This is a genomic window from Acinetobacter haemolyticus, assembly GCF_900406815.1.
Taxonomy (GTDB): Bacteria; Pseudomonadota; Gammaproteobacteria; order Pseudomonadales; family Moraxellaceae; genus Acinetobacter; species Acinetobacter haemolyticus_A.
Map to the genome: position 1 here is coordinate 260,468 of NZ_OVCN01000001.1, position 23,281 is coordinate 283,748.

The following is a 23,281-nucleotide window of genomic DNA, read 5'->3' on the forward strand; positions in this document are numbered from 1 at the left end:
TGTTTGTGTTAGATGGAAAACTGATAAAGCCACAACTTTATTGAAAATTTATCACCTCCCAAGAGAAAAATGAACATGATATGGATTCAGGTTGGTGCAGTACTGGTGATATGGCTGACATTTTGGTCATTAATCCCCAGAGATGAATGGTGGATTCGGGGGACTGATTTCCCCAGATTACAAATTTTAGCGTTTGGTCTTTTTATTTTCTGTGCGATGTTGTTCGTGGTCGCAGATTGGACTTTATGGAGTGAGGTGTTATTTGTTGGATTAGCTGCAGCAATTGCATATCAATTAAAAATGGTTTTGCCTTATACGCCATTGTGGAAAAAACAAGTATGTAAAGTAAAGGAAACTCAATTTAAGCCCGATCAGCAAATTTCATTATTGGTGGCCAATGTTTTGACTCCCAATAATCAATATCATTTACTGTTAAATCAGATTGAAAAATTAGAGCCAGATGTAGTGCTAACGCTTGAGTCTGATGCCGTATGGCAGCAAGCATTGAGTCCGATTGAAAAAGATTATCCATACCGCGTTCCTGTTCCTTTGGATAATTTGTATGGTATGCATTTATATAGTCGTTTGCCCCTCAGCAATACCGAAGTTAAATTTATTCTAAGTGATGAAATTCCTTCGATTCATACAACTTTAACACTGCCTTCAGGTTTGCAGATGCAGTTATATTGTTTGCATCCTAAACCACCTAGCCCGACTGAAGCGAAAGACTCAACGCTGAGGGATGCTGAATTACTCATCGTTGGCGATCAGATCAAAGATTTGGATCAATCTTGTATTGTGATGGGGGATTTAAATGATGTTGCGTGGTCGAGAACAACACGCTTATTTCAAAGAATTAGTGGTTTACTCGATCCACGAGTAGGTCGTTCTTTTATGAATACTTTTCATGCTGATTATCCTTTACTACGCTGGTCTCTCGATCATATTTTTCATAGTACTGATTTTGGTTTGGTCAAAATGAAAAGACTTGCTCATATTGGTTCTGACCATTTTCCTGTCTATGTGGTTTTGCAAACTGATCGTATGTTTGAACAGCAACAACAAGAGTTAGAACAAAGTACTGAAGATGAGCAAGAGGCCAAGGAAGCCATTCAGGATGGTATAGAAAAGGCTGAAAGAGAAGAAAAACTAGTTGTAGATGTATTAGCTCAGCCATATAAACGTGAGATGGAAAGTGAAAATAGACAAGGAGTATTGTAAGCATTATCGTACAATGATTTAGGTCTACAGCGAATAGTCGGATAAGATCAAAAGGTTTATTCTAAATACATCAGCACAAGGACATTGGAATGGATTTCCGCTTAAGGATAGCAACGCTGAGATGGAAGAGTCATCATGGATATGATGCATGCGATGGATGCAAGATAATAAAAAAGATGTGAAAGCACAACCTCATTTGCCCGAGTTTTGCAGGATGCGAAACTCGGGCTTTAATTTTTTAATAAATATCCTCATACCCTTCAGCACGGGTTTTAAAACGACGATGAAACCACATCCATTGCGTTGGCGCGATACGTAATTGTGCTTCAATAATTTTGTTCACACGAATCGCATCATCCACTTCATCGCCACTCGGCATATTTTCGACCATCGGTTCGATGAGAACTTTGTATTTGGGGTTGCGGATATCACCATAACGGTAAAAATACAGTGGAATTGCAACTGATTTAGAGATTTTTAATAAACGACGATGTGCTGTAACTGTTGCGGCTGGTACCCCAAAGAAGGGTGCCATAACACCTTGTTTTAATCCAAAGTCTTGATCTGGGCTATACCAAATGGCACCGCCATCTTTTAGGCGACGTACCAAGCCTCGCATATCATCATGATCAATTTGTTGCTGATAAATGGTTGCACGACAACGGTAAATCAACATATCGAGCATTGGATTATTTTGTGGTCGATAAACCACGTCGGGTTCGAAATATTGAGCGCAAATATAACCGCCAGCATCAAGTAGAGTGCTGTGCGTCCCAAGTAGCAGAATACCTTTACCTTGCGCCTTTGCATTGGTGATATGTTCTAACCCTTCTATCGTATGGCGATCTTTAAACCAATTCGGGCAATACCATGCATTTAAGGTTTCAAACATGCCAATCATCATATCAATAAAGACTTGTTTGGCTTTCGCTTCCACTTCTTGAGCTGACCATTCAGGGAAACACACTTCTAAATTTCGAAGCGTGGTTTGACGACGTGATTTAAGCAATTGCCAACACAATGCTGCTAATCCATGCGCCAAGCGCCATTGAATTGCCCAAGGCAGGATAGCCAAAAGCATAAGAAAAGTGATGGCGATCCAAATTTTCCAATATTTTGGAAGTAAAAATTCCCATCGAAACTCGCCAGGAATATAAGACGGTTGTTGGCTCATAGACTTAGATGCGTAAATTAATTGAATTTTTGTGAAGTGTAGCACGAAGTTGCTTGTGAAATAATTGTTCTAAGAGGTTTGTTATAGTGCTCATAAAAAGCATAAACTGGTGCTTGAATTTTAATCTATTTATATGCTGATAAAAGGAAAATATCTTAATCTAGCGATATGGTAGAAAATTTAATCACAAAAACGAAGGAAAAAACAAATGAATATCCTAGACCTGTTGCAAGGCAAGAAAATGGATTCTCAGGAGATGATAGATTTCTTTGATCATTTAGATGTGGTGGATTGCGAGTTTATGCATGGTCAATGGAAAGGTTTGGAAGTCTTTACTGATCATCCAATGAACGGTGTACTGGATCAAGCAAATTGGTATGGAAAATTATTTTTAGACAATGAAACCGTCTTTCCACTCGTTTTGTTTAATCCAAAAAGAACCGCATTATTTTCAATTGATCCGAAATGGTTGCCATTAGGGCTAGACTTTAATCTTCTAAAAAGAAATAGTCAGTATCTGGTCGGTGCTTTGAGATTACTTAAAACAGATAAAAGTAAAGCAAGACTAAGAATGACTGAATTTAGAGGTAAATCTTCTGCCACCATGATTTATGATGAAAAGCCGATTCATGATGTATTTAGACGCATTGATCAGAATACAGTGCTTGGTTGGATGGATTTAAAAGATCAATCTCAACCTTATTTTTTTGTTCTGATGCGAGATGATCAGTCTGCGTTGAGTTTTGAATGATCCAATTCCCTACTTAGATTTACTTGTTGAGCATTGAATGTTAAAGCAAGATGAGCGTACATTTTTAAATTTAGAAAAAAGATGTATTTCTTTTCTATAGTTTAATCATTATATCGCTCAGGAGATCAGGTTGAAAAATATAAAAATAATCAAAGGAGATATTACTCAGATAACTGTAGATGCCATAGTGAATGCTGCAAACACATCATTACTCGGTGGAGGAGGTGTAGATGGCGCAATTCATCGAAAAGGTGGTGCTGAAATTTTGGCCGAATGTCAAAAAATAAGAGCGAAACAAGGCGGCTGTGCAATAGGTGAAGCGGTTGTTACGACTGCTGGAAAGCTCGCTACTCAATATGTCATTCATACTGTTGGACCTACTTGGGTGGGCGGTCAAAACAATGAAGCTCAATTATTAGAGAATGCTTATCGTAATAGCTTCAGACTTGCTGAAAGTTTAAAGCTTAAATCTATCGCTTTTCCAAATATTTCAACAGGAATATATCGGTTTCCTAAACAGCTTGCTGCGCAAATTGCACTGAAAATAATTAGTGAGGAACTTATTCAAAGTCAATTTGTTGAGGAAGTGACTTTTGTTTGTTTTGATGATGAAAACTTTAATATTTATCAGTCATTAAATGATGATTTTTAAAATCTAATCTTTAATTTGAAGTAAATAGAGCATCTATCATCAACATAATAGATGCTCGTATAAGGTTTAATTACCTTTGCTGAGATTTTCTAATACATCCCAACGTTCTAATTTTTCGAGCAACAACTCATCAATTTCAGCTAAGCGTTGGCTGGCAAGAGTCGCTGCATTGGCATCACTCACAAACCATGAGCCATCCGCGAGTTTCTCTGAAAGTTCAGTTTGTTCTGCTTCTAATTTTTCAATCTCAGCAGGAAGTTGCTCAAGCTCACGTTGATCTTTGTAACTTAACTTCACTTTTTTCGGCGATGGGGTTGCGGCAGCTAATGCAGCGGCTTCGGCTTTGGCCTGCGCTTTTTTTACATCACTTTTTTGATCAACCACTTTCTGATCTGGACGTTGTTCCAAGTAGTCTTGATAACCACCAATGTATTCATCAATGTTGCCTTTACCATCAAACACCCAAGTTGAGGTCACAACATTGTCCATAAAAGCACGGTCATGTGAGATTAATAACAGGGTGCCTTTATACTCAGACAACATTTCTTCAAGCAACTCAAGTGTCACCATATCCAAGTCATTGGTTGGTTCATCCATCACAATCAAGTTTGATGGTTTGAGGAGAAGTTTTGCCAATAAGATACGATTACGTTCACCCCCAGAAAGTGCTTTTACAGGTGTGCGTGCGCGTTCTGGTGAGAATAAGAAGTCCTGTAAGTAACTATAGATATGTCGACGGTTTCCATTCACATCGACAAAGTCAGAACCTTCTGACACGTTGGCCATAACGGTTTTCTCAAGGTCGAGTGCATTACGTAATTGATCAAAATAAGCGACTTCGAGCTGTGTCCCCGTTTTAACGGAACCACCGTGTTGGATTTGGCCTAAAATTGCTTTAATAAGTGTGGTTTTTCCGACACCATTATCACCGACCAAGCCAATACGATCTCCACGTAACACGATTGCAGAGAAATCTTTAATCAGTGGTTTGCTGTCATAGCTGACACTTAAATGCTCAATCTCAAATACCAGCTTACCTGAACGGTTGGCTTCTTGGGTCGCCATGCTGACTTTGCCTTGTTGGGAGCGGCGTGCTTTGGACTCTTCACGTAATGCTTTTAAGGCACGAACACGACCTTCGTTACGGGTACGACGGGCTTTGATGCCTTGACGAATCCACGCTTCTTCTTCAGCAAGCTTTTTGTCAAATAACGCATTTTGCTTTTCTTCAGCTTCCATTTGTTGTGCTTTGAGATCAAGGTAGCGTGAATAGTTACCTTCGTAACTGCGGAGAACCCCTCGATCAAGTTCCACAATGCGGGTCGCAATACTGTCTACAAATGAACGGTCATGGGAGATGAATAGCAGGGTTAAATTATTTTGATCGAGTAAAAATTTTTCTAACCATTCAATACTTTCCACATCCAAATGGTTGGTTGGTTCGTCGAGTAATAATACATCTGGTTGAGTCAGCAGCGCACGCGCGAGTAGCACACGACGTTTACGTCCACCTGACAAATCAGCTAAATCTGCGTTTGGGTCGAGTCCCATTTTACCTAAAATGGTATTTACTTTATTTTCTAAAGCCCAGCCATCTAACTGATCGAGTTTATGCTGGAGCATGCCCATACGGTCACAAGCATCCATATCACCCAGTACACAGGCATCACTTGCCTCATGGTATTCTTTTAATACAGTGGCTGCTTCACCTGCACCATCGGCAACGATGTCAGCCACTTTACCTGAATCCATGGGTACATCTTGGGCTAACATTGAAACAGTTAAGCCATTTTGGATCGAAACTTCGCCCCCATCAGGCAATAAACTTCCCTCAATGAGTTTAAGTAAAGTAGACTTACCTTCACCATTACGACCGATTAGACAGACACGCTCACCCCGTTCTAGGTTAAAGTTCGCGCCGTCGAGTAGGGCTGGTCCGCCAAATGCGAGATGGACATCCCTTAAAGTAATATAGGCCATAATGTTTCCTAAAAGCTCAGATGAGGTCTGAAATGACTAAACAACAAAATTTTGATGATCACGCGTCATTGTCCGCACCCATTGAAGATTTGCAAGTCCGAATTGCATTTTTAGACGAATTAGTTGAACAACTCAATCAACAGCTCGCAATTCAGACACAAGAAATTGCAGTTTTAAAGAAACAGATGCAAATTCTGTATCAACGTGTGGAGGCATCTGATTTGTCTGAAGGTATCGCACCTTTTGATCCGATGAGTAATAAACCACCGCATTATTAATACCTTTGCAAATCAAAATTTAATGTTCAAGATAAGTAAAAGAGTGATTGTATATCTTAGATATAAATAATGTTTTAAACTTTAGAATAGTAATCTTAGCGCATGGCTTTAGATTAGGTTTTGAATTTTAAATTAATATTCTAAATGTTAGCAGTACGGAAAACTTGCGTTTTTGATTCAACTTATGTAACGCTAATAAAAGAAAGTTTTGGGCATCTTAAATGAGTAATGTTGGAATTTGGATCACAGTCGCGATTGTACTCTTTGTACTTGGCTCTATTTTTGGTTTACGTGTGAGCCCGCGAGAAAAAGCGTTGGGATCAATGCGTGATCAAGCTCGAAAAATGGGATTGCATCCTCGTATTATTGTTGCTCCAGAGTGGACAAAAATTCCAATGGCAACCGAAAAACGTGCCAGCATGGTGGCCTATTATAGTGTATTGATTCCAGATGCACGTTTAGCACTTATGCGAGCAAGAGTTGTTGATGGCAAGCTTCAGGTGGTGCAAGGTGATCAGAAATTTAATGATTTAACCATTGCATTAAAAGGAGTTTATGCTATTGATATGCAGGCAAACTGTGTCGGGTTGTATTGGAATGAAGAAATTGATTTAAAAGCCACACAGCTTGATGAAATGAAAGCTTATTTATACCAATTAGCTCAACGCTAATTATCTGATTAATGACAGGAAAAACGATTTATTATGGCGAATACTCCACGCTCTGCTTCAGAAAGCACAGCAGCTTCAGCATCTGCTGCAAAGAAACGTGCCTTAGTGATTGTGGAGTCGCCTGCAAAAGCGAAAACAATTAATAAATATTTAGGCTCACAATATGTGGTGAAGTCGTCCGTAGGTCATGTGCGTGATTTACCGACAGGAGGTGGGGCAAAATCCACCGAAAAGAAGCCTGCAACGCGTGTTAAATTAACCGAAGAACAAAAAGCGGAGAAAGCACAGTCTGCATTAATCAATCGTATGGGTGTCGATCCAGAACATGATTGGGTGGCGCACTATGAAGTGCTTCCAGGCAAAGAACATGTCGTTGCCGAACTTAAAAAACTTGCTAAAGATGCTGATGCAATCTATCTCGCAACGGATTTGGATAGAGAAGGAGAAGCGATTGCTTGGCATTTAAGAGAAGTGATTGGCGGTGATGATAGTCGTTATCATCGTGTGGTTTTTAACGAAATTACCAAAAATGCAATTCAAGAAGCATTTAAACAGCCAACTCGTCTTGATTTAAATCGTGTCAATGCCCAGCAAGCTCGTCGATTCCTTGACCGTGTTGTTGGTTTTATGGTCTCGCCGTTGCTGTGGGAAAAGATTGCCCGTGGTTTATCAGCAGGTCGAGTTCAATCTGTTGCGGTAAAATTAGTGGTAGAGCGTGAACGCGAAATTCGTGCTTTTATTCCAGAAGAATATTGGCAAGTTTTTGCAGATACGCTGTCTAAAAAAGACGACATTCGTTTAGAAGCAGTTAGGCAAGCGGGTAAAACGCTTAAACTCAAGAATAAAGCTGAAACAGATGCACTGTTAAGTGTATTAAAAGATGCTGAGTATAAAGTCGCATTACGCGAAGATAAACCGACCAAGGTTAATCCAAGCGCGCCATATATCACCTCAACCTTACAACAAGCAGCAAGTACACGTTTAGGTTTCTCGGTAAAGAAAACCATGATGCTGGCGCAACGTTTGTATGAAGGTGGTTTTATTACCTATATGCGTACCGATTCAACGTTCTTGAGCGATGACGCCGTGAATATGGTACGTAATCATATTCAACAAAACTTTGGTGAAAAATATGTGCCTGCTAAGCCAAATCGTTATGGCAACAAAGCAGGTGCACAAGAAGCCCATGAAGCAATCCGTCCATCTGATGTTGGTTTGACAGGAGACAAGCTTGCAGGGGTCGAACGTGACGCACAGCGTTTATATGATTTAATCTGGCGTCAATTTGTGGCTTGTCAGATGACGCCAGCAGAGTATTTATCTTCGACCTTAACGGTTCAGGCGGCTGATGTTGAACTCAAAGCCAAAGGCCGTACGTTAGTATTTGATGGATTTACCAAAGTTCGTGGTGCAAACAAATCAGACGATGACGTACTACTGCCAGCAGTTAAAGTGGGTGAAGTACTTAAACTAGAAAAGCTTGATCCAAGCCAGCACTTTACCAAGCCACCTGCACGCTTTACTGAAGCATCACTGGTTAAAGAATTAGAGAAAAAAGGTATTGGTCGTCCATCAACCTATGCTGCGATCATTTCAACCATTCAAGATCGTGGTTATGTGAAGCTAGAAAATCGTCGTCTCTTTGCTGAAAAGATGGGTGAGATCGTTACTGATCGTCTTGACGAAAGCTTTAATAACCTGATGAATTATGCATTTACCGCTGATTTGGAAGGCCAGCTAGACCGTGTTGCAGTAGGTGAGCGGAATTGGAAGGAACTACTAGATACATTCTATGGTGACTTTAAAAAGCGTTTGACCAATGCGCAAGGCGAAAACGGTATGCGCCGTAATCAGCCAGTTGAAGTTGCTGATGTTGCTTGCCCTGAATGTTCTCGTCCAATGCAAGTTCGTACAGGAACAACGGGTGTATTCTTAGGATGTTCGGGTTATAACTTGCCGCCAAAAGAGCGTTGTAAGGGAACATTGAATTTAACCCCTGTTGAGTCTTTAGCAGCGCTGTCAGATGATGATGCTGCGGAAACAGCGGATCTCATGTCTAAACATCGTTGTCCGAAATGTGGCACAGCGATGGACAGCTATGTGATTGATGGTGGACGTAAGCTTCATGTCTGTGGTAATAACCCGGATTGTGATGGCTATGAGCTGGAAGAAGGTCAATTTAAGATCAAGGGCTATGATGGTCCAACCATTCCTTGTGATAAATGTGATGGCGAAATGCAGCTTAAAACAGGGCGTTTTGGTCCTTATTTCGCATGTACAAGTTGTGACAACACTCGTAAGGTGCTGAAGAGCGGACAACCTGCGCCACCGCGTGTAGATCCGATCAAAATGGAGCATTTACGCTCAACCAAACATGATGACTTCTTCGTGCTACGTGATGGTGCTGCAGGTCTATTCTTGGCAGCAAGTAAATTTCCGAAAATTCGTGAGACGCGTGCACCAAAAGTTGCAGAATTACGAAGCGTTGCAGATCAATTGGATGCTAAATATCAATTCTTATTACAAGCACCAGATGTAGATCCTGAAGGAAATCCGACCGTCGTGAAGTTTAGTCGTAAGAATCAAGTACAATATGTCGGTTCTGAAACTTTGGAAGGTAAGCAGACCAAGTGGAGTCTGGTGTTCCAAGATGGAAAGTGGGTTGAGGGTTAAAAGCCGAGATCATCAAAATGCTAGCAATCGCTAGCATTTTTTATAGCAAAAATAAAAACAGTTAAGATTTAATTGGGGAGGGAAGGATATGTGGAAAAATATTCGAGTCGCTTGTTTACTCATAGTGTTGTTGATAGTAGCGGTTAATGCTTACCGCGATCAAAATCAAGACTGGAATCAGCCAATCATACTTCTTTTTCATCCGATTAATGCGGATGGGATGGTCACTACGCAGCAATATATTGAACAATTGCAGATGCATGATTTTGCTGAGGTGAAGGAGTATTTGGAACGAAATAGTCAAAATTATCGGGGGCAAAGTAGTTATTTTATCCTTCAGATCGGTCGTCAATTGAGTCAAAAGCCACCTCAAATGCCAGCACAACCAAGCCTTCTCAATAATATTTTATGGAGTTTGAAATTTCGTTTTTATGCATGGAAACAGCATCAAACCATTGATGGCTCACCCGCTTTAACGTTGTATTTAAATTTTCACGATCCTAAACAATACAATGAATTGAAATATTCAACTGCATTAGAACGGGGACGGATTGGTTCGGTAAACTTATTTGCCTCGGATAGACAAGTCGCACAAAATAACGTGGTCATTATGCACGAATTACTTCATGGATTTGGCGCAACTGATAAATACAATCTAGCGACTGGAGAGCCACTTTTCCCAATCGGGTATGCCCAACCAGAGCAACAGCCATTGTATCCACAAATACAAGCCGAAATTATGGGCGGTCGAATCCCGCTGTCACAACATAAAAGTAAAATGCCTAATGGCTTGGAGCAAACGATCATCAGTGCGCTTACTGCACAAGAAATTGGTTGGACCAAATAAATTGTGGATAAGTTCCGACTTATCCATACGTTTTGCGTCATCTTTACCTAAAGAAAAATGATGCAATAAAAGCCCGCTTTTTTCTGACATTCCGTCATTAATTATCAACATGCCTTATACAGAGTTTGATGAAAAACTTGCTCAATATAAAGATATAACATTGATGATAAAAGAGTAAATAAATATGAAAACAGTGGGTAATGATTTGGTCCGTAATCAGCTGCACGCTGATCGTAAATGGTATTTATTGTTGGGTGTTTTACTGGTTGTTTTTGGCTTAATTCTTTTAGCTGCTTTACCTTTTGCAACTCTTTCTGCTGTACTTTTATTCGGTATCTTGATGATGTTGAGCGGTGTCATGCATTTGGGTGCTGCATTTATAGCATTTAAGGGTGGAACCCGATGGTTATGGGCATTATTTGGCATATTGTATTTAATCGCGGGTTATTTTGCTTTTACGACGCCCGTCATTACAGCGGTTGTGTTAACAAGTTTGTTGGCGATTGCTTTAATTATTGCTGGGATGATTCGTTTAATTAATGCATTTATCCTCAAACCGCTTTCAGGTTGGGGGTGGATCTTATTTTCTGGTTTGTTAACGTTATTGACTGGTATTTTGATTTTATCCTTGCCAGGATCACCTTTTTGGGTATTAGGTATGTTTCTTGCGATTGATATCCTATTCCAAGGAATTAATTATCTCACTTTTGCAAATGCGATTAAACAATTACCACATAGTTCAACTACTGTTTAATCTCAGTGATCATTCTCAAATTAGGAGCATGCGCTTTGCTTTTTTGTTATGCCGTAACAAGGATTGAAGCATTTTAGTCTGCTAAAATAGTGATTCATTTTTAATTGACCATTTTTATGACGCTTGCCAAGCTAATTGATGAATTAAATCCGCAACAGCAACATGCTGCAACAACAGTTGCCCAAAATTGTTTGGTCTTGGCTGGCGCAGGTTGTGGCAAGACTAAAACTATCGTGGCAAGAGCAGCGTATCTAATTGATCAAGGTTTACCTGCCCAACAGATTCAGATTCTTACCTTTACGCGTCGTGCTGCAAGTGAAATTGTGACGCGTGTTGAACAACATATGGGGGCACAAGCCAAAGGCTTACGGGCTTCGACATTCCATACTTTTTGTATGTATTTGTTGCGCCGTAATCCGCGCGCATTTGGTTTAACGCAATTTAGTATTATTGATCGCGATGATCAATTGCTGATGTTTCGCTTATTGCGTGGTAAAGATAAAGGGAATGTGTTACCCAAAGCGGCTGAACTATGTGATTTGTACTCATATGCACGAAATACGAAAACCAAATTGTCTGATGCTTTGCTCGAGCAGTTACCACAAGCCGTCGAATATAAATCACAAATTACTGAACTCATGAAAGCCTATGAGCAACGTAAACAAGAGCGAAATTTTCTCGATTATGATGATATTTTGGCGATTGTGGCGGTCCATTTGCAGCACTCGCCTGAATTGGTGAAGTGGGTAACAGGTTTCTGCTCAGCACTCTTGGTCGATGAGATGCAAGACACCAACCCTTTGCAATGGGCTTTATTAGAGCCTTTAGTAGGTAAAGTAAAATTATTTTGTGTAGGGGATGATGCACAATCTATTTATGGTTTTCGTGGTGCGGACTTTGAAAATATTCATCACTTTAAAGAGCGTGTGCCTGATGCTGAAGTGCTGACTTTGCAAATGAATTATCGTTCGACGCAAGGTATTTTAGATTTATCTAATTGGTTACTTGATCAAAGTCAGATCGAATACGATAAACATTTGAAAGCTTATCGGGGGCAAGGCTTAAAACCACAACTTCATATTTTGAGTAATGAATTTGAAGAGGCAAACTGGATTATTCAAGATTTAAATCAACGTCATCTACAAGGCGCTGCATGGGCAGAACATATGGTTTTATTGCGCTCAGGATTTAGCGGGCGTTATTTAGAAGGGGCATTGATTGCGGCGAATATTCCTTATCGTTTTATTGGTGGGGTTAAACTACTTGAATCTGCACACGTTAAAGATGTGCTGAGCCTGCTTCGGGTCAGTGTCAATCCGCAGGATGATTTGGCTTGGATGCGCTTTTTGACTTTATGGGATGGGGTTGGGGATGTGGGAGCGAGTAAATTAGCCCAAGAGTTGATTCAGTTTCCTGATATTGAGTCTCGCTGTCAGCGTTTAGAACGCCATGGAAAAGTTCCACAACAAGCGATTTTGATCTTGATGCAATTGGATGTGTTACAGCAACATGTCGAAGCATGTATTGGTTTGGCGCTTGATGCGCTCAATGAACAATTGGAGAATAACTACAAAACTAAAGATTGGTCACGTCGTGTCAAAGATTTTGATTTAGTGAAGCAATTAGCACGCAAACATAGCTCTCTCGGGGAGTTTTTAGAAGAGTATGTACTTGATCCAATTTCGGTTTCGGAAATAGATAAGACACCCGATCAAGATCTGGTGACACTGATTACAATCCACTCGGCGAAAGGAACTGAGCAAAAAGTCTGTTACGTTCCACATGTGTCGCCTAATCAATATCCACATGCCAGAGCACAAGGTGATTTTGACGATGTTGAAGAAGAACGACGTGTATTGTATGTGGCCTTGACGCGTGCGGAAAATGAATTGATTTTGACCAAACAGAATCTAAATCTGTGGTCACAGGATCAATATGATGAGTTAGGGCGAAAGATAGAAAGCTACTTTCTAAATGATTTACCTCAACATTTAGTGGATGTGCAGATTCATCGTCAAGTTCCATCTTCATTTAATAAAACTAATTGGCAGCGTAACTCAGCAATAAGTTTAGGTTTTGGTATTGATCTCGATTAAACTAGAGTCATTCATTTCTTTTGATTCATTGAATTAACGATGAATCGTCTTTTAGGTTTTAGCATGAAAATTTTAGTACGTAATTTAGATCGTTCTGTCACGGATGTAGAACTCCTTGATTTATTCAAAGCTTATGGAAAAGTTGAGTCTTGTGTCGTTGTCAAAGATGCTGAAACTGGAAAATCAAAAGGTTTTGGTTTTGTGGAAATGCCAAATCCACGTGAAGCAATCAAAGCGATTAAAGGGTTGAATACTTTACGCTTGAAAGGCGTTGGTATTCGCGTTAAAGCAGCGGATGATCAAGCTTAAACTGTGTGCAAGGAATCACCTCGTCGCATTTATTTGATGTAATCTTGGCTATTTGTTTCTCACTTATTTCGTTTTACAATCGGTCATGCTTTAAATTATTTGAAATAGGGATTTATCTATGTCTCGTGTTGCGCGTTACCATGCTGATCGCACCAATCAAAAACTGTATTTTGCTCGACTCGCATGTCAACAAGCAGAACAAACCGAGCATATTCAACAAGTGCAAGCGTATCGTGAAGCTGCCGTATTTCACTTACACGGTGCGATTTTAGCATTTTTACAAGAATTGGTACGTTATTATCGTCTCAATGATTTACAACCCACCTTCAAATCGATTGAAGAGCATATGGCGGATAAGGGGCAAGTCTCACCTGAAGTTGTTGTTTTACAACAATTAGCAAAGGATGGTTTTATTGCTGAGTTAAAGCGAGCTTACCGTATGTGCCAATATGCACCTGAGCCGACTGCACCTGAACCTGAAAATGAGACCTCATCAAATCTAATTATTAAAGTCACGCAAAGCCCTCAAGCATGGTTGCCTGACGTAAAAATCTTACGTGAATGGCATCGTGAACTTAGTCATTTAATTGATGGTTTTCGTAATGAAATGGTTGAGTTTTAAGTCCTAGCAGTGAGATACTTGAAATCTATGCACATCGTACTTATATAAATAAGACGTGAGATAGGAAAGCACAGATGTGTTTTGCCACCATGGTTGAAGCATGGAGAACTTATATGTCAATGCAGCAGTTAAAAGAATTATTTGGTAATCAAGAAGCCGTTCTCGAATTAGTTCAACTCGAAGGTGGTGTACTTGCTTTGCGTAATGCGGGTTCTGAGAGTGAACCTTTAGTAAAAATTCAATTTAGCGAAGAAGTGAAACAAATTCTCGGTGATCAAACGCCTACCGTCGCACAACATATGATACAAGCGGCGCTATTTGGTCTGTTGGAAAAACAGATGAATCAATGGCAAGCTGAAGTAATGGATGAACAACCACAGCATTTCAGCTAATTAAAGCAAAAGCGTACTTCAAGTACGCTTTTGCTGTTTTAAGGGTTAGTGTCCAATAGGATGATGGGCAAGTTCGATTTGATTGAGAATATGATGGCTCATATTCTTAGCCATTTCTTCTTTGGCATAAAATACTTCGCCGATATTTTCTTCTCGAATCACGGCAGCTTCCTCTTTGCTCTCTGCACAGATGAGCACTTGAATCTTCGGATTAAGCTTTTTAGAAATATCAACGATACGATGAATATCTAAAATATCCATCGGTGAGATCACCAATAAACGAGCATGGTGGATATGTGCTTGAATCAAAACATTTGGCTCGGTTGCTTCACCGCTAACCGCAGCAACGCCCTCAGCCCTTAGCTTTTCTACAATTTCTCGGTTTTCTTCTGCAATCACAACCTTGATGTCTTGTGCGATTAGATTTTCAGTAATACGGCGACCAACACCACCATAGCCGATAATCACGACCTGATCACGTAAATACTCTTGATCTACTTCATCTGGAAGCATGGCAAGAGGATCACCGCTGCGCTCTAACATGCGTGCTAAATGCGAACGCTGACGAATCCAACGTTGCGTCGGTTCGATCGCAGAAAACACAAAAGAGTTTAATGTAATCGAGAACAATGCTCCCGCTAGAATAAGATTTTGTGCTTCTAACGTGAGTAATCCTAGAGCCACCCCCATGGTGGCTAAAATAAATGAAAATTCGCCAATTTGGGCAAGACTGGCACCGACGGTTAACGCAGTATTGAGGGGATAGCGGAAAAACAAAACCAGAGCAATCGCTGCAAGCGTTTTACCAATCATAATGATCGCAACAATTGCGAGAATATGATGAGGTTCTTTAAGTAAGATGCTTGGGTCGAATAACATGCCGACCGAAACGAAGAATAAAATGGCAAAGATTTCACGGAGAGGAAGCGTTTCCTCTTCAGCACGATGGCTAAAGTCAGACTCTTTGACCACCATACCCGCAAAGAAAGCACCCAGTGCCATTGAGACGCCAAATACCGCGTATGAGCCATATGCAATCGAAACTGCGGCAGCCACAACCGTTAGGGTAAATAACTCACGTGAGCCAAGACGAGCAACGAATTGCATGATCATTGGTACAACGCGCTTACCAACGATCAACATAAAGGCAATAAAGCCTGTTACTTTTAAAAGCGTCAAGCCAATCGTGACCCAAATACTTTGTTCAGGATCTGTACCATGCAGTGCTTGCCCACCAAGTAATACAGCAATAGCTGGTAGAAGTACCAAGGCTAAAACCATAACCAGATCTTCGACCAATAGCCAACCCACGGCAATTTTACCGTTGACCGAGTCGAGTAACCCTCGATCTCCTAAGGCTTTAAGTAGAACGACGGTACTTGCACAGGATAAACTGAGGCCAAAAATGAGTGCAGCCCCAAAGTCCCAACCCCAGTACATGGAAACACCCATACCAAGTAGGGTGGCTACAGTGATCTGTAAGATAGCACCAGGTAAGGCAATGCGGCGAACTTGTAATAAATCATTGATTGAAAAATGCATTCCCACGCCGAACATGAGAAACATCACCCCGAGTTCGGCGAGTTGATTTGCGAGTTTCATATCGCCAACAAAGCCAGGGGTGTTCGGGCTAATAATAATCCCGGCAATAAGATAACCAATTAAAGGAGGTAAGCGTAAACGTGCTGCGATAAAGCCAAAAACCAGCGCCAAACCAAAACCAGCAGCAAGTAATATAATTAAACCAACGTCATGTGGCATTGTTGCTCCTTAATCATTGCGGTTAAGGTATAAATAAATGAGCATAAAACATGCCAAGAAAATTCTGAATAAATTGTAACAAGTAAAATCGGATTTGTTGATGTTGATTTCTTTAATTATCAAAAATAATTATGTAAATCTTCGCTCACTTTGGGCAGTATTCAAAGTCTCATAATAATAAAAACAGAGATACTCAGGCAAAAAAAAACGACTTCAATAGAAGTCGTCTTTTTTTAAGAACTAAAATTATTTAATTTTAGCTTCTTTGAAGATTACGTGTTGACGGATTTTTGGATCAAATTTTTTGATTTCCATTTTTTCCGGCATAGTACGTTTGTTTTTAGTAGTGGTATAGAAATAACCTGTACCAGCTGTAGAAACGAGGCGAATCTTATCACGCATTGTTCAGACTCCTTAGATCTTTTGACCTTGAGCACGGAGATCAGCAACAACTTTCTCGATACCCAATTTATCAATAATACGCATACCTTTAGTGGTTAAACGAAGACGTACAAAACGCTTTTCGCTTTCTAACCAAAAACGGTGGTGGTGCAGGTTCGGCTCGAACCGGCGTTTGGTTTTGTTGTTTGCGTGCGATACGTTGTTACCAACGATAGGACGCTTGCCGGTAACTTGGCAAACCTTAGACATGGTGAACTCCATTGCTAGTTTATACAGCACAATTTCGTGCAACTAGCCATTCAAGTAAACGGATGAAATCATTCAAGGGGCGTTTTATACCAAAAATACGATTAAAAGACAAGCGAATTTGGTAAAAACACAGCATGATCTAGTGTGATAGATCATGCCTTGATCATCTTAACGGAATAGTGTTTTCAAAAGCAGTTTGTGTGCTGCTTTATTGTACGGCGGTAAAATAAATTTCAGACTATAAAGTTTAGGGCTGACTGGATTTGACATCATTGAGCGTTCATGAGAGAAGCTAAAGAAGCCTTCTTTACCATGATATTTACCCATACCTGAAGCGCCAACACCACCAAATGGTAGATCATCCTGAGCCACATGAGTTAAGACTTGATTAATCCCGAAATGCCCAGAATGAGTACGTCCTGCAATATATTCAGCACGAGCGCTATCGACATCAAAATAGTAGAATGCGAGTGGACGAGGGCGGCTATTAATGAATTGAAGTGCTTCTTCAATTTTCTCATATTCTAAAATCGGAAGAATTGGACCGAAGATCTCATTCTTCATGATTTCCATGTCGTTTGTTACGCCTGTGACTAATGTCGGTGCAATTTTACGTGCCTCAGTTAGAGATTCATTGTGACTATTTAATTCAACAATGGTGGCACCTTGCTTCTGGGCATCCTCAAGATAACCTTGTAATCGATTGTATTGTTTATCATTCACAATCGAGGTGAAGTCTTTGTTCTCAGCAAGGGTGGGATACATGCTATTCACAAAGTCTTGGTAATGCTTCGTGAACTCTTGAGTTTTTCCTTTAGGAAGGAACATGTAATCAGGTGCTACACATGTTTGTCCTGCATTCCAAAGTTTACCCACAGCGACACGTTGTGCCACATCGCGAATATTCATCGAAGAATGCACAAGTGCAGGTGATTTACCACCGAGTTCTAAAATCACGGGTACGAGATTTTGAGAAGCAGCAGCCATCACTGTTTTACCTACAGAGGTTGAACCAGTGAAAATCATTTTGTCGAATGGTAAATGGCTAAATGCGTCAGAAATTTTACCACCGCCGTTCACAACTGCGACCAGTTCTTGAGGGAAAGCTTCTGAAAGCGCATTTTCAAGCACATATCCAAAACGAGATGATGCACTAGAGATCTTGATCATGGCATGGTTGCCCGCAGCCAGAGCACAGATTAATGGCCCAACCGAAAGCAATAGTGGGTAGTTCCATGGTGCAATGATCCCAATGACGCCGAGTGGTTGATATTGTACCCAACCTTTTGCAGGTTGATGTAACATGCTGATATGGCGTTTAGAGGGCTTCATCCACTCGGTTAAGTTCTTGCTATAGTATTTAATATGTTCTAAACACGTTAGTACTTCACCAATTTTGGTTTCCATAATGGCACGATTGCCATAATCTTGACTAATTGCATCAGCAAATTGATCTTGATATTTTACCAAGATGTTTTTTAATCGAGCCAAGCGTTCAATTCGTTCTTTTGCGCTTGGAACAGGATGGCGTTGGTAAGCTACTTTTTGTTGCTCAAGCAGATCATGTAATCGTTGTACGTCAACATGAGGTGTCATTGCGGTTGTTTTTGTTTGACTGTTCATAGGAGTAGACCAAAGGAAATCTTATTACTTTTTAATTTTTAGAGTAAATACTCTAAAGTGTCAAGTCGCTTTTGTGGGCTTGTTTTATAACCTATTGATAATGTTATAGATGGTTGAATTGAATGTCGCATGCTAAACCAAACAAAACCAAAGACAGAATTTTGCAAATTAGTTTGCAATTATTTAATGAGCGTGGTGAGCGTTCAGTCACAACCAATCACATTGCAGCTGAACTCGGCATTAGCCCAGGCAACTTGTATTATCATTTTCGTAACAAACAGGAAATTATCAAAGAATTAGCATTGCAATATCAGGCTGAAACTTTGGAAATGTTGGCGTTACCCGATGATCGTCCACTCAATGCGAATGACAAAATTAGCTATTTTCAGGTATTAAGTAATCAGCTTTGGGCTTATCGTTTTATTCATCGTGATGTTTATCATCTTGTTGAAAATAATGAAGACTTTAGAAGAATTTATCCTCGCTTTGCAGGGCAGGTCATGCAGCAAGGGCAAAAAATTTATCGTGCCTTTGTGGATGCAGGGTTAATGAAAATGACCGACTCAGAAATTGAGGCGTTGATCATTAACTTATGGATTGTACTGACCAACTGGACCAACTTCTTATATATGTCGGGTCATATCAGTGACAACAATCGCTTGGAAGAAAAGTGGGTTTGGCAAGCATTGCGACAAATGGTGTTCTTGGAAGGTCCGTATTTAATGGGCGAAAGTCGTCAAACTTATGAGCAACTATTACAGTCGCTTGGACCTTCAGAACTATTTGCTAGCTTATCGAATCTTAAAAATGATGAGGATCATCTGTGACTAGCTATTTAGTCATACGCAAAAAAGCGTTAGAATGCTCGGCTTGATTTTTTTAATTTGATTCGAATAAGTGAATTAACAACATGAACACGACTACTGCCCATACAGCACGATTACTGATTACTTGTGAAGACAAGCCAGGGATTGTGCAAGCTGTATCGAGCTTTTTGTATCATCAGGGAGCAAACATCACCGCACTTGATCAGTACGCAACAGAAGCTCAAGGCGGACGTTATTTTATGCGTGTTGAGTTTGAGTTGGACCATTTACAATCTCGTAAAGAAGCATTGATGCAAACCTTTGCTGCAAATGTTGCTGAACGTTATGACATGCAGTGGAAACTAAATTTTGTTGGCGAGTTAAAGAAAGTCGGCATTTTGGTTTCTAAGGTAGATCACGCTTTGCTAGAGCTCCTATGGCGTCATGCGCGTGGCTCATTACCGTGTGAAATTACTCAGGTGATTTCAAACCATCCTGACTTACGTGAAGCAGTTGAAAACTTCGGGATTCCATTCCATATTGTGCCTGTGAATAAAGACAATAAAGCTGAAGCTTATGCACAGATTAATGACATGATGCAAGGCAATGATTTATTGATCTTGGCGCGTTATATGCAAATTCTGAGTGAAGACTTTGTTTCGCAATGGGAAATGAAGATCATCAATATCCATCATTCATTCCTACCTGCTTTCGTTGGTGCAAACCCTTATAAGCAAGCTTATGAGAAAGGGGTAAAGTTGATTGGTGCTACGGCGCATTATGTCACTGCTGATCTTGATCAAGGTCCAATCATTGAACAGGATGTTGAACGTGTTAGCCATGACTACAATGTTGAGCAGTTACGTGAGCTGGGTGAAGATGTTGAACGCAATGTCTTGGCACGTGCAGTTAAATGGCACCTGGAAGACCGCGTAATTGTCGATGGCAACAAAACGGTCGTGTTTCAATAAGTCATAGAAAGTTGAAAAGGTATGCTTTTTAAGCATACTTTTTTTTATGTCAAGATTAAGTTATATTATAACATTTCTTTTTTGTGTGGCTTATCAGTAATTTGAAGAATATTCACAAAAAAACAGTTGCAAATGAAAACACTTCTCATTTATTATTACGGCACTTTAATTGTTCTATCCGATGTGTGTAATCGTTTTTTAGACTGACGCCATCTATATAGGTACTTAGATTCTTATGAGTCCATCTCCTGCTTCATTTAATACACCAAACCCGATGAAAAAGAAAATCATCACTGCTCTAGCCGCAGTTGTGATTGGACATGTGGGAGTCTTGTGGGCAGTTAGCCACATCAAAACGATTGAGTTAAAACCTATCGAAAAAGAGCCGCTTAAAGTCAAATTCGTTAAGATTAAAGAACCACCGAAAGCTGAGCTTCCTAAGCCAAAAGAGACACCTAAACCTGAACCGAAAAAAGAGGTGAAAGAAGTTAAGGTTGTCGAAAAACCTGTGGCACCTCCACCTAAGAAAATCGAGAAAGTGCAACAAGTTAAGGCTGAAGCACCAAAGCAAGTGATTCAAAAAACTGAACCTAAAGTTGAAACTAAGGTTGAAACGACTGTGGTGAGCACCACCGTGAAAGAAAAGGTCGTTGAGAAACCGCAACCCGTTCAGGAAGTGGCTAAACCTCAACCAGCAGCAGATCCGTCTCCTAAAACCGTATCGATTGGTGGTTCAGGTGTACAATGGAGTCGATCTCCAAGAATTAGTGTTACACCTAAAGAGTTAGATAACCAAGCACGCACTATTGTAGTTATGATTGAAGCGGATGAAAAAGGCCGTGTAACCAATGTGCGTGTGACACGCAGTTCGGGCATACCTGCTTTGGATGAAAAAGTAGTCCGTGCTGTGAAAAGTGCAAAGTTTAAACCGTATATGGAGAATGGTGTTGCTTACCCAATTCGAGCAGAGCAACCGTTAGATCTTAATCCTTAATCATTTTGAGTCCTTGTGACAGATTAAATCAGGAGTTCGTATATGAACTTTTCAGTTTATTGGCAACATGCAGATGCAGTAAGTAAAACACTGTATTTTGTCCTTCTCGCAATGTCGATTGCAACGTGGACGATTTTTATTCTACGTATTTTAGGAACACGCCAATTAAAACAACAAGCTTATGCTCAGCTTGCTCAGGCTTTGGCGACGCTTAAAGCGAAGTTACAACCACTCACCTTTGAACAGCGTAAAGCGGTTGCTGAACAAGCTTTGCTTCGTCAGATTTCTGCTGAAAAGTCACAAGCTGAAAAAGGTGTTTCAGTCTTGGGTACGATTGCTTCACTTGCACCGTTTGTGGGTTTGTTCGGTACGGTGTGGGGGATTTTCCATGCCCTTGTCGCTGTGGGTAAAAGTGGTCAGGCAGGTTTAGCGCAGGTTGCGATTCCTGTAGGTGAAGCATTGATCATGACGGGTCTTGGTCTTGCTGTTGCGATTCCTGCGGTATTGGCTTACAACATTTGTATGCGTTTTAACCGTGGTTTGGCACATGAACTTCAAGATCAAGCACATCTGTTGCTCATTGATACGATGTTACAACAAGAGACAACCGTGCAAACTGAAACTAAAGCAACACAACAAAGTTTAGTTGGAGGTCAAGCTTAAAATGGGCTTTCAATTGGGTGAAGACCACGACAGTGGCATGAATGAGATGAATCTCATTCCTCTGATCGATATTATGTTGGTATTGATGATTATCTTTTTAGTCACAGCAACGGTTGCAAACCCATCAATTCCATTAAGTTTACCAAAAACAACTGCTGAAATTATCGATCCACCACCACAAGCAATTACGATTAGTATTAATGCTAAAGGTGAGGTGGCTTGGGATACTCAGATCATTAGCTTAGATGAGCTAGAAACACGCTTTACAGAAGCGGGTCAGGCTGCAACAAAACCAACAGTGCAGTTACGTGCAGATAAAGAATCAAAATATGACACGGTTGCACAAGTCATGTCACGTGCTAGTGAAGCTGGCTTGAGCGATATTGCTTTCGTTAGTGAAAACTAATACCTGAGCTGATCAGAAAAAATTAAAGCAACTCGAAAGAGTTGCTTTTTTTTATCGCTATTCCGTTTTAAGTAAATCTAGGAACTTAGAGCGTAGTTTCGATAATTTGGGTGGAATGCTAAAGTTACAATAACCCTGAGAGGGATTACGAGCATAGAAATTCTGATGATATTCTTCGGCAGGATAAAAGGTCGGTTCTGAACTCAGTTCAGTCACAATGTTGAGTCCTTCATTTTCCAGACTTTGGATGACTTGCTCGGCCTGTTGTTTCTGCTCTTCATTGAAATAATAAATTACAGAACGGTATTGCGTGCCAATGTCATTGCCTTGACGGTTTAGTGTCGTTGGATCATGGGTAGTAAAAAATACGTTTAAAAGTTGTGTATAGCTGATCTGTTGTTCATCAAAATCGATAAGTACAACTTCAGCGTGCTGAGTATTACCTTGGCAAACCTGCTCATAGCTTGGGTCCTGCACAATACCGCCAGCATAGCCACTGACAACTTTTTCAACGCCTTTCAGCTGTAAAAAAACTGCTTCTACACACCAGAAACATCCACCACCAAATAGTGCCTGTTGCATTTAATTCCCCAATTTCTAGTTTTATGAATGCCTTTAAAGTAAACGATGTTAATAAAAAGTAAAAGCCTGCCTTTGCAACGGGCTGTGACTTTGTTTACTGTTAATTACAGTAAGGTTTGCATCATCGTAACGAAGCTTACAAGAGCTTGACCAGAAGCATCGCGGAATTTTAGTTCATGTCCTTTCTGTTCATAGTTTGTAGTTGCAGCTAATGCATTGGCATATGGACGTGATAGGTCACTATTGTCTTGGCCGATACATGCCATCTTGGTTGATGCCATAGGTCCTAAGCTAAAAATGGCTTTAACATAAAATCTTAAGTCCGAATCGGTATGTTTCTATGTTTGGTATTGAAATAAAACAACCTGGGGTAGAGCAGGATATTGCGTATTCTTTTATAAATA

The 23,281-nt window shown here is 40.3% G+C and carries 24 protein-coding genes and 1 pseudogene; 17 read left to right on the forward strand and 8 right to left on the reverse strand.

Annotated elements, in window-relative coordinates:
* The first annotated feature begins 75 nt into the window (after positions 1-75).
* Entirely contained in the window at positions 76-1,221 is a 1,146-nt protein-coding gene (locus DK207_RS01185; protein ID WP_109439674.1) for an endonuclease/exonuclease/phosphatase family protein, read from the forward strand.
* Between the two features lie 238 nt (positions 1,222-1,459).
* On the opposite strand, the gene DK207_RS01190 is transcribed toward DK207_RS01185, so the two are convergent.
* Positions 1,460-2,395 (reverse strand): lauroyl acyltransferase, encoded by a 936-nt coding sequence (locus DK207_RS01190; RefSeq protein ID WP_109439630.1) that lies wholly within the window; start codon positions 2,393-2,395, stop codon positions 1,460-1,462.
* Between the two features lie 208 nt (positions 2,396-2,603).
* Here DK207_RS01190 and DK207_RS01195 point away from each other — a divergent pair, with 208 nt between their 5' ends.
* Entirely contained in the window at positions 2,604-3,146 is a 543-nt protein-coding gene (locus DK207_RS01195; protein ID WP_109439631.1) for a DUF4334 domain-containing protein, read from the forward strand.
* Positions 3,147-3,276: 130 nt separating this feature from the next.
* Positions 3,277-3,798: an O-acetyl-ADP-ribose deacetylase gene (locus tag DK207_RS01200; RefSeq protein ID WP_109439632.1), complete on the forward strand. Its 522-nt coding sequence runs from the start codon at positions 3,277-3,279 to the stop codon at positions 3,796-3,798.
* Positions 3,799-3,864: 66 nt separating this feature from the next.
* Here DK207_RS01200 and DK207_RS01205 read toward each other — a convergent pair whose 3' ends face one another.
* Positions 3,865-5,778, reverse strand: coding sequence for an ATP-binding cassette domain-containing protein (locus tag DK207_RS01205; protein ID WP_109439633.1), 1,914 nt, complete (start codon positions 5,776-5,778; stop codon positions 3,865-3,867).
* 32 nt (positions 5,779-5,810) lie between these two features.
* On the opposite strand from DK207_RS01205, the gene DK207_RS01210 reads away from it, so the two are divergent.
* The 9 genes from DK207_RS01210 (at position 5,811) to DK207_RS01255 (ending at position 14,420) form a co-directional block, all read left to right on the forward strand.
* The gene (locus DK207_RS01210) at positions 5,811-6,056 is read left to right on the forward strand and encodes a SlyX family protein (RefSeq protein WP_109439634.1); all 246 of its coding nucleotides are present in this window, start codon (positions 5,811-5,813) and stop codon (positions 6,054-6,056) included.
* A gap of 221 nt (positions 6,057-6,277) precedes the next feature.
* Positions 6,278-6,727 carry a hypothetical protein gene (locus tag DK207_RS01215; RefSeq protein ID WP_109439635.1) on the forward strand — a complete coding sequence of 150 codons (450 nt, stop codon included), beginning with the start codon at positions 6,278-6,280 and terminating at the stop codon, positions 6,725-6,727.
* 33 nt (positions 6,728-6,760) lie between these two features.
* A complete protein-coding gene (gene topA, locus DK207_RS01220; protein WP_109439636.1) occupies positions 6,761-9,400 on the forward strand; it encodes a type I DNA topoisomerase in 2,640 nt (879 codons plus the stop codon).
* 88 nt (positions 9,401-9,488) lie between these two features.
* Complete coding sequence (locus DK207_RS01225) at positions 9,489-10,247, forward strand: hypothetical protein (protein ID WP_109439637.1); 759 nt, start codon at positions 9,489-9,491, stop codon at positions 10,245-10,247.
* Positions 10,248-10,431: 184 nt separating this feature from the next.
* The gene (locus DK207_RS01235; RefSeq protein ID WP_109439638.1) at positions 10,432-11,001 is read left to right on the forward strand and encodes an HdeD family acid-resistance protein; all 570 of its coding nucleotides are present in this window, start codon (positions 10,432-10,434) and stop codon (positions 10,999-11,001) included.
* A gap of 116 nt (positions 11,002-11,117) precedes the next feature.
* Positions 11,118-13,097 carry an ATP-dependent helicase gene (locus DK207_RS01240; RefSeq protein WP_109439639.1) on the forward strand — a complete coding sequence of 660 codons (1,980 nt, stop codon included), beginning with the start codon at positions 11,118-11,120 and terminating at the stop codon, positions 13,095-13,097.
* 63 nt (positions 13,098-13,160) lie between these two features.
* On the forward strand, positions 13,161-13,406 hold the full coding sequence (locus DK207_RS01245; protein WP_109439675.1) for an RNA recognition motif domain-containing protein: 246 nt from the start codon (positions 13,161-13,163) through the stop codon (positions 13,404-13,406).
* Positions 13,407-13,524: 118 nt separating this feature from the next.
* Positions 13,525-14,028, forward strand: a complete 504-nt coding sequence (locus DK207_RS01250) for a DUF6586 family protein (protein WP_109439640.1) — start codon at positions 13,525-13,527, stop codon at positions 14,026-14,028.
* A gap of 113 nt (positions 14,029-14,141) precedes the next feature.
* Positions 14,142-14,420: a hypothetical protein gene (locus DK207_RS01255; RefSeq protein ID WP_109439676.1), complete on the forward strand. Its 279-nt coding sequence runs from the start codon at positions 14,142-14,144 to the stop codon at positions 14,418-14,420.
* A gap of 45 nt (positions 14,421-14,465) precedes the next feature.
* Here DK207_RS01255 and DK207_RS01260 read toward each other — a convergent pair whose 3' ends face one another.
* The 4 genes from DK207_RS01260 to DK207_RS01275 all read right to left on the reverse strand — a co-directional run bounded on the left by DK207_RS01260 (position 14,466) and on the right by DK207_RS01275 (position 18,455).
* Complete coding sequence (locus DK207_RS01260) at positions 14,466-16,181, reverse strand: cation:proton antiporter (protein WP_109439641.1); 1,716 nt, start codon at positions 16,179-16,181, stop codon at positions 14,466-14,468.
* Positions 16,182-16,427: 246 nt separating this feature from the next.
* Positions 16,428-16,583, reverse strand: a complete 156-nt coding sequence (gene rpmG / locus DK207_RS01265) for a 50S ribosomal protein L33 (protein ID WP_003654787.1) — start codon at positions 16,581-16,583, stop codon at positions 16,428-16,430.
* A gap of 12 nt (positions 16,584-16,595) precedes the next feature.
* A complete protein-coding gene (rpmB, locus tag DK207_RS01270; protein WP_004649871.1) occupies positions 16,596-16,832 on the reverse strand; it encodes a 50S ribosomal protein L28 in 237 nt (78 codons plus the stop codon).
* A 168-nt stretch (positions 16,833-17,000) separates the two neighbouring features.
* A complete protein-coding gene (locus DK207_RS01275) occupies positions 17,001-18,455 on the reverse strand; it encodes a coniferyl aldehyde dehydrogenase (RefSeq protein ID WP_109439642.1) in 1,455 nt (484 codons plus the stop codon).
* 122 nt (positions 18,456-18,577) lie between these two features.
* On the opposite strand from DK207_RS01275, the gene DK207_RS01280 reads away from it, so the two are divergent.
* The 5 genes from DK207_RS01280 to DK207_RS01300 all read left to right on the forward strand — a co-directional run bounded on the left by DK207_RS01280 (position 18,578) and on the right by DK207_RS01300 (position 22,295).
* Positions 18,578-19,282 carry a TetR/AcrR family transcriptional regulator gene (locus DK207_RS01280; protein ID WP_109439643.1) on the forward strand — a complete coding sequence of 235 codons (705 nt, stop codon included), beginning with the start codon at positions 18,578-18,580 and terminating at the stop codon, positions 19,280-19,282.
* 83 nt (positions 19,283-19,365) lie between these two features.
* Positions 19,366-20,232 (forward strand): formyltetrahydrofolate deformylase, encoded by an 867-nt coding sequence (purU, locus tag DK207_RS01285; RefSeq protein WP_109439644.1) that lies wholly within the window; start codon positions 19,366-19,368, stop codon positions 20,230-20,232.
* Between the two features lie 235 nt (positions 20,233-20,467).
* Entirely contained in the window at positions 20,468-21,226 is a 759-nt protein-coding gene (locus DK207_RS01290; protein ID WP_109439645.1) for an energy transducer TonB, read from the forward strand.
* 42 nt (positions 21,227-21,268) lie between these two features.
* Positions 21,269-21,889: a MotA/TolQ/ExbB proton channel family protein gene (locus DK207_RS01295; RefSeq protein WP_109439646.1), complete on the forward strand. Its 621-nt coding sequence runs from the start codon at positions 21,269-21,271 to the stop codon at positions 21,887-21,889.
* A gap of 1 nt (position 21,890) precedes the next feature.
* Positions 21,891-22,295 carry an ExbD/TolR family protein gene (locus DK207_RS01300; protein ID WP_109439647.1) on the forward strand — a complete coding sequence of 135 codons (405 nt, stop codon included), beginning with the start codon at positions 21,891-21,893 and terminating at the stop codon, positions 22,293-22,295.
* Positions 22,296-22,352: 57 nt separating this feature from the next.
* Here the strand turns inward: DK207_RS01300 and msrA are convergent, their stop codons facing one another.
* Both msrA and DK207_RS01310 read right to left on the reverse strand, forming a co-directional pair.
* The gene (gene msrA / locus DK207_RS01305; RefSeq protein ID WP_109439648.1) at positions 22,353-22,877 is read right to left on the reverse strand and encodes a peptide-methionine (S)-S-oxide reductase MsrA; all 525 of its coding nucleotides are present in this window, start codon (positions 22,875-22,877) and stop codon (positions 22,353-22,355) included.
* Between the two features lie 104 nt (positions 22,878-22,981).
* Positions 22,982-23,176 (reverse strand): annotated as a pseudogene (locus DK207_RS01310) (META domain-containing protein); the annotation flags it as partial.
* Positions 23,177-23,281 lie beyond the last annotated feature (105 nt).

What these genes read in the sequence shown, in the direction of transcription:
- DK207_RS01185 (WP_109439674.1), top strand. Translation starts at nt 76, where the DNA reads ATGATATGGATTCAGGTTGGTGCAGTACTGGTGATATGGCTGACATTT.
- DK207_RS01190 (WP_109439630.1), bottom strand. Translation starts at nt 2,395, where the DNA reads ATGAGCCAACAACCGTCTTATATTCCTGGCGAGTTTCGATGGGAATTT.
- DK207_RS01195 (WP_109439631.1), top strand. Translation starts at nt 2,604, where the DNA reads ATGAATATCCTAGACCTGTTGCAAGGCAAGAAAATGGATTCTCAGGAG.
- DK207_RS01205 (WP_109439633.1), bottom strand. Translation starts at nt 5,778, where the DNA reads ATGGCCTATATTACTTTAAGGGATGTCCATCTCGCATTTGGCGGACCA.
- DK207_RS01210 (WP_109439634.1), top strand. Translation starts at nt 5,811, where the DNA reads ATGACTAAACAACAAAATTTTGATGATCACGCGTCATTGTCCGCACCC.
- DK207_RS01215 (WP_109439635.1), top strand. Translation starts at nt 6,278, where the DNA reads ATGAGTAATGTTGGAATTTGGATCACAGTCGCGATTGTACTCTTTGTA.
- topA (WP_109439636.1), top strand. Translation starts at nt 6,761, where the DNA reads ATGGCGAATACTCCACGCTCTGCTTCAGAAAGCACAGCAGCTTCAGCA.
- DK207_RS01225 (WP_109439637.1), top strand. Translation starts at nt 9,489, where the DNA reads ATGTGGAAAAATATTCGAGTCGCTTGTTTACTCATAGTGTTGTTGATA.
- DK207_RS01235 (WP_109439638.1), top strand. Translation starts at nt 10,432, where the DNA reads ATGAAAACAGTGGGTAATGATTTGGTCCGTAATCAGCTGCACGCTGAT.
- DK207_RS01240 (WP_109439639.1), top strand. Translation starts at nt 11,118, where the DNA reads ATGACGCTTGCCAAGCTAATTGATGAATTAAATCCGCAACAGCAACAT.
- DK207_RS01245 (WP_109439675.1), top strand. Translation starts at nt 13,161, where the DNA reads ATGAAAATTTTAGTACGTAATTTAGATCGTTCTGTCACGGATGTAGAA.
- DK207_RS01250 (WP_109439640.1), top strand. Translation starts at nt 13,525, where the DNA reads ATGTCTCGTGTTGCGCGTTACCATGCTGATCGCACCAATCAAAAACTG.
- DK207_RS01255 (WP_109439676.1), top strand. Translation starts at nt 14,142, where the DNA reads ATGTCAATGCAGCAGTTAAAAGAATTATTTGGTAATCAAGAAGCCGTT.
- DK207_RS01260 (WP_109439641.1), bottom strand. Translation starts at nt 16,181, where the DNA reads ATGCCACATGACGTTGGTTTAATTATATTACTTGCTGCTGGTTTTGGT.
- rpmG (WP_003654787.1), bottom strand. Translation starts at nt 16,583, where the DNA reads ATGCGTGATAAGATTCGCCTCGTTTCTACAGCTGGTACAGGTTATTTC.
- rpmB (WP_004649871.1), bottom strand. Translation starts at nt 16,832, where the DNA reads ATGTCTAAGGTTTGCCAAGTTACCGGCAAGCGTCCTATCGTTGGTAAC.
- DK207_RS01275 (WP_109439642.1), bottom strand. Translation starts at nt 18,455, where the DNA reads ATGAACAGTCAAACAAAAACAACCGCAATGACACCTCATGTTGACGTA.
- DK207_RS01280 (WP_109439643.1), top strand. Translation starts at nt 18,578, where the DNA reads ATGTCGCATGCTAAACCAAACAAAACCAAAGACAGAATTTTGCAAATT.
- purU (WP_109439644.1), top strand. Translation starts at nt 19,366, where the DNA reads ATGAACACGACTACTGCCCATACAGCACGATTACTGATTACTTGTGAA.
- DK207_RS01290 (WP_109439645.1), top strand. Translation starts at nt 20,468, where the DNA reads ATGAGTCCATCTCCTGCTTCATTTAATACACCAAACCCGATGAAAAAG.
- DK207_RS01295 (WP_109439646.1), top strand. Translation starts at nt 21,269, where the DNA reads ATGAACTTTTCAGTTTATTGGCAACATGCAGATGCAGTAAGTAAAACA.
- DK207_RS01300 (WP_109439647.1), top strand. Translation starts at nt 21,891, where the DNA reads ATGGGCTTTCAATTGGGTGAAGACCACGACAGTGGCATGAATGAGATG.
- msrA (WP_109439648.1), bottom strand. Translation starts at nt 22,877, where the DNA reads ATGCAACAGGCACTATTTGGTGGTGGATGTTTCTGGTGTGTAGAAGCA.